This window comes from Pseudoduganella sp. RAF53_2, from assembly GCF_052113985.1.
Taxonomy (GTDB): Bacteria; Pseudomonadota; Gammaproteobacteria; order Burkholderiales; family Burkholderiaceae_D; genus Rugamonas.
This window is the reverse complement of sequence record NZ_JBFRDW010000448.1, coordinates 1-5,116: the sequence shown is the minus strand read 5'-3', so window position 1 is coordinate 5,116 and position 5,116 is coordinate 1. Positions and strand designations below refer to the sequence as shown.

The following is a 5,116-nucleotide window of genomic DNA, read 5'->3' as shown; positions in this document are numbered from 1 at the left end:
TTCTATTCGACTTCCAACCCGGCCGACGCGAAGAGCTTCGCCAACGGCTTCCTCGCCGCTTCCAAAACGGCCTTTGGCGCGGTCGATCACCTGGGCTATGCCATCGCTGGCAGTAATGGCAGCCAGGTCTATGATCCGGCATCCGCCTCCGGCCTGGTCATGCAGGGACAATACCGCGCAGCAGGCTCGGACTTCCGCTCGAATCAGGTGGACATCAACGTCACGCGTAATTTCCAGACGGGCCTTGGCAACCACGACGTGAAAGCAGGCTTCTACGGCAGCAGCTATGGCCAGACCAGCATTTCCGTCTACAACGACATGCTGATCGAAGTGCAGGGCAAGCCGCGTACACTCGACCTGCTGGCCTATTCCRCCTCCGGCGCCGTGCTGGGCTCCGTGACGGACAATGGCGTTCTGCGCTACAGCACCACGCTGAACCAGGGCGATGTGCACGCAAAAATGGGGGCACTGTACCTGAACGACACCTGGGAAGTTACCGACCGTCTGCGTCTCGATGCGGGTGTGCGCGCCGAACGCTATCACTACGACGGCTACGCCCTGCTGACCAAGCAGGCCAACCTGGGCGACAAGAACACCCTGGCTGACGATGCCACGCGCGCCTTTACCGGCGACCGCCAGTCCCACACCTACAAACCGCACACCACCAACTGGACGGCGGGTGCGAACTACGACTTCACCAGCAGCATCGGTGGCTATGTCCGCGCATCCCACCTCGAAATTCCGCCGTCCATGCAGGTCGCGGCCTCGGTCGATCCGCTGGTGCTGACCACCAAGGCCAACCAGTATGAAGCCGGCTTCAAGACGACGTTCGGCAAGTCCTACCTGTACGTGACGGGCTTCTACACGCAATTCGATCCGCTCAACGCATCCTTCGTGGCCTTCAATCCGGTCACCGGCCGCAATGACCAGACCGTGCCGTTCTTCGGCAAGGCCGTCGTCAAAGGCGCCGAAGCCGATGGCGCCTGGTATGTGACCGATCGCTTCGTCCTCAATGCGTCGCTGACCATTCAGGACCCGCAGYACCGCAACTTCGTGAGTTCCACCGGCGCCGATCCGTCGCAAGTGGTCGGCAACCAGATCATCCGCGAGCCCAAAGTATTCGGCAATATCCGCCCGAGCTACGCCTTCAGCATGGGCAATAACCAGGTCGACGTGTACGGCAGCTTTGCCTACACCGGCAAGCGCTATGTGGACTTCTTCAATGCGACCGAACTGCCTTCCTACCACTCGCTGGGCGCAGGCGTCACCGTAACGCACGGACAATGGCAGTTCCAGCTCACCGGCGACAACCTGACGAACGCCAAAGGCCTCACCGAAGGCAACACGCGTACCGATACTCTGGCAGGCCAGGGCAGCGCCACGGCGATCTACGGCCGCCCGGTGTTCGGACGCAGCGCACGCTTCGTCGTGAGCAAGGCGTGGTGAAGTCCATGAACAAACGTATCACTCTTGCCGCGGCGCTTGCCTTCGCCCTCCCCCTGCATGCGGCTCCCGTGGCGAACCAGCACTGGTCGCTGCTGGCAAACCGGCTGTTCCCGATGCTGTCCGGCGCGGCACAACCGCCGGCCGGCCTCACCCCGCTTCTGGACGGCCGCAAGAAGCGCATGAACGCCTGCGAGCAGGCGCCCAAATGCCTGCTGCTGGCCGCCGCCTGGAGCGAAGCGGAGATGGATGCGGTGGCAGCAGCGTCGCCGGGCCGGCAAGGCATGGCCGACGATGGCGCCACAGCGCAAGTAAAGCGCGAGCTGCGCGGCCTGAATACCATCTTACAGGTCTATGGATTCGGCAATCAGCCGCGCTACCCGACCATCGATGGCCCGGTCGAGAAACCTGGCACGGCGGAATTCAAGGCGCTGGTGGCGGACGCTATCAGCCTTGCCGACGCCGGGAAGAATGATCCCGCTGTCAGCCTGGACCCAAGCCTCGCGCTGGCCATCGCGCTGATCGACGTCAGCGAGCGGCATGAGGCAGTCGACTTCGAACCTCTCGACCAGACGCATAACACCGCAGCACTGGCACGCGCGCGCAGCATCGACTGGAAGCGCTACAAGTACACGGCAGCGATCATTCCAGGTGTGGGCCCGGAAAATCCTCTGATTCCGCTGAGCGCGCGGGGCAAGCAGCACATACAGCTGGCTGCCAGCCGCTTTGCAAACGGGGACGTGGCCTTCATCATCGTCAGCGGCGCGTCGGTCCATCCAAGGGGATCGCGCTATGTGGAGGCGGTGGAAATGCGCAAGGCGCTGATTGAGCGTTTCCATATCCCTGCCGACCGTATCGTGATCGAACCGTATGCCCGGCATACAACGACCAACTTGCGCAACGCCACTCGGCGTCTGGCGGCGCTGGGCGCACCGGCCAGCCAGCCGGCGCTGATCATCGCCAACGTGGAGCAAAGCCGCTATATCGAAAGCGCCGAGTTTGCAGCCCGCAACCAGGCGGAACTGGGCTACGAGCCTGGCACCATAGGCCTCCGCCATTCGCCATTCGAGCTGGAATTCCATCCTTCGCTGAGGTCGATGCGCGTCGACCCGATGGACCCGCTCGATCCCTGAGCCGTCAGTCATATAATCAGGAGGTGTATAAGCGCTATTTTCGGCCGCTTATATGCCTCCGCGCCCGGCGCGCTATGATCGTAAGTTCACTATGGGATATTTGCGATGACGACTCTCTCCGATCTGAACACCTGCGACCAAGCGGCTTTCGCGGACCGCTTGCGCGGCCTGTACGAGCACTCGCCCTGGATTCCGGAGCGGGCCTGGTCGCAGCGTCCGTTTGCCACGGTGACTGCGCTGAAGCAGGCCTTGCAAGGTGTGGTGTCCTCCGCCACGCTGGATGAGCAGCTTGGCCTGATCCGCGCTCACCCGGAGCTGGCGGGCAAAGCGGCCATCGCCGGTGAGCTGACCGCCGAATCGACCAGCGAACAGGCCAAGTCCGGCCTGAATCTGTGCAGCCCCGAGGAATTCACCACGCTGCACAAGCTGAATGCCGATTACAACGAGAAGTTCGGCTTCCCCTTTATCCTTGCGGTGAAAGGCCCCACCGGCCAGGGTCTGACGCGCGAGACGGTCATCGCATCCTTTGCGCGCCGCTTGAAAAACCAGCGCAGCGATGAAATCGCGGAGTGCCTGCGCCAGATTCACCGCATCGCCGAAATCAGGCTGAACGAGCTGCTGGGCGTCTCACTGGCGTTCGGCCCGCAGATCATGCAATGGTCGGAAGATCTGGCGCAATGGAGCGATGACGCCGACGGCCTGACCTGTGCTTACATGACCGAAGCACACCGCCATACGTCCGTCCGGCTGGCCGACATGATGCGCGCGTCAGGCATGTCCGTGACGATCGATGCCGTCGGCAATGTGGTTGGCCGTTATCTGTCCGACGCGCCGGGCGCAAAAACCTTGATCACCGGATCGCATTACGACACCGTGCGCAATGGCGGCAAATACGACGGACGCCTCGGCATCCTGCTGCCGATCGCCATCGTGCAGCAGCTGCATGAACGCGGCGAAAAGCTGCCTTTCCATTTCGAAGTGATCGGTTTTGCGGAAGAAGAAGGCGTGCGCTTCCGCTCCACTTTCCTGGGCAGTAATGCAGTGACCGGGCAGTTCAATATGTCGCTGCTCGACGCCGTCGATGCGGATGGCGTCACCATGCGCAAAGCACTGCTGGATGCAGGCCACGATCCTGCCACAATTCCCTTCGTCGCCCGCAAGCGCGAGGACGTGCTGGGCTTTGTAGAAGTCCACATCGAACAAGGCCCGGTCCTGCTGGAACGCGGTCTGCCGCTGGGCGTGGTGACCGCCATTGCCGGCAGCTCGCGCTTCCTGATCGAGTTGACCGGCCTCGCCAGCCACGCTGGCACCACGCCGATGACCATGCGCAAAGATGCCGCTGCCGCTGCGGCTGAAATCGTGCTGCTGGTAGAGAAACGCTGCTCGCAGGCGGATTCGCTGGTCGGCACAGTTGGCCAGTTGGCCGTGCCCGGCGGCTCCGTGAACGTGATTCCCGGCGCATGCAAACTCTCGCTGGATATCCGCGCCGCAGACGACGCCGTGCGCAAGGCGGCAGTGGAAGACATCATGGACGGCATCGCCGCCATCTGMAAGCGCCGACAGATCGAATGGCACGCCGAGCGCATCGTCGAAGCCAGTGCCGCGCCATGCGCGCCGTGGCTGATGGACCAATTCGGTGCTGCCGTCGAACGCACCGGCCTGCAGCGCTTCGACCTGCTCTCCGGCRCCGGTCACGACGCCATGGCCATGGCATCCCTGACCGGCGTCGCCATGCTGTTCACCCGCTGCGGCAACGGCGGCATCAGCCACAATCCGCTCGAAACAATGACTGCCGACGATGCCGACCTCGCCGCAGTCACCCTCCTCGACCTGCTGCGCAACTTCACACCAAAGACCGCCTAAGCCAGCGCGAGGTGACCGCCGAGGGCGATCAAGGTGCCGAAGAAGCAGCGGCGGAACAGGACAGGATTCATGCGCCGGCGCAGCCAGGTGCCGAGGTACATGCCCGCCATGGCGGGAAATTGCGCCAGCAGTGATGCGCCCGCGACGGCGGGATGCAAAGCGTCGTGCATGGCAAGCGTGACCGCCAGCGCAGCCGTGGAGACAGTGAAGGACAAGCCCATCGCCTGTACCAGCTCATCGCGCTTGAGACCAAGCGCCTGCAAGTAAGGCACGGCGGGCAGGGTGAATACGCCGCTGGCCGCAGTCAGCAGACCGGTGAGCGCACCGATGACCGGCGACAGCCAGGGTTCCGCGCCTTCAGGCACAGTAAAACGGATGGCCAGCAGGCCGAGGATGCCGTAGATGGCCAGCGCGACGCCCAGCGTGGCATTGGCGCTCCACGACACTCCGAGGCTTCCGGCGTCCCCGGCTGGCGCAGACCCAACCACTGCAAACATCGCGCTGCCCGCCAGCGTGCCGAGACAGATTGCCACAAGCATTGGCCAAAAACGCTGCCATAACGGGAAAACCGGCTCGCCACTGGCCAGTTGCCATACATTCGTCAAAAGCGAAGGCACGATCAACAATGCTGCCGCTTCGAGTGGCGGCACGAAAAGGCTGAGCAGCGCCATGGCGAC

Annotated in this window: 4 protein-coding genes; 3 read left to right on the top strand and 1 reads right to left on the bottom strand. The window is 63.2% G+C overall.

The features are described 5' to 3' along the window. The 3 genes from AB4Z11_RS22545 to AB4Z11_RS22535 all read left to right on the top strand — a co-directional run. The coding region (locus AB4Z11_RS22545) for a TonB-dependent receptor domain-containing protein (protein WP_442027799.1) at positions 1-1,446 on the top strand (1,446 nt) is incomplete at its 5' end. A gap of 5 nt (positions 1,447-1,451) precedes the next feature. Next, positions 1,452-2,576, top strand: coding sequence for a YdcF family protein (locus tag AB4Z11_RS22540; RefSeq protein WP_442027798.1), 1,125 nt, complete (start codon positions 1,452-1,454; stop codon positions 2,574-2,576). A gap of 105 nt (positions 2,577-2,681) precedes the next feature. Further along, positions 2,682-4,439 (top strand): allantoate amidohydrolase, encoded by a 1,758-nt coding sequence (locus AB4Z11_RS22535; protein ID WP_442027797.1) that lies wholly within the window; start codon positions 2,682-2,684, stop codon positions 4,437-4,439. Here AB4Z11_RS22535 and AB4Z11_RS22530 read toward each other — a convergent pair. Then, a partial coding sequence (locus tag AB4Z11_RS22530; protein ID WP_442027796.1) for a sulfite exporter TauE/SafE family protein occupies positions 4,436-5,116 on the bottom strand: 681 nt, incomplete at its 5' end. The genes AB4Z11_RS22535 and AB4Z11_RS22530 overlap by 4 nt on opposite strands.

Coding starts and splice junctions, on each gene's coding strand:
- AB4Z11_RS22540 (WP_442027798.1), top strand. CDS start 1,452: ATGAACAAACGTATCACTCTTGCCGCGGCGCTTGCCTTCGCCCTCCCC.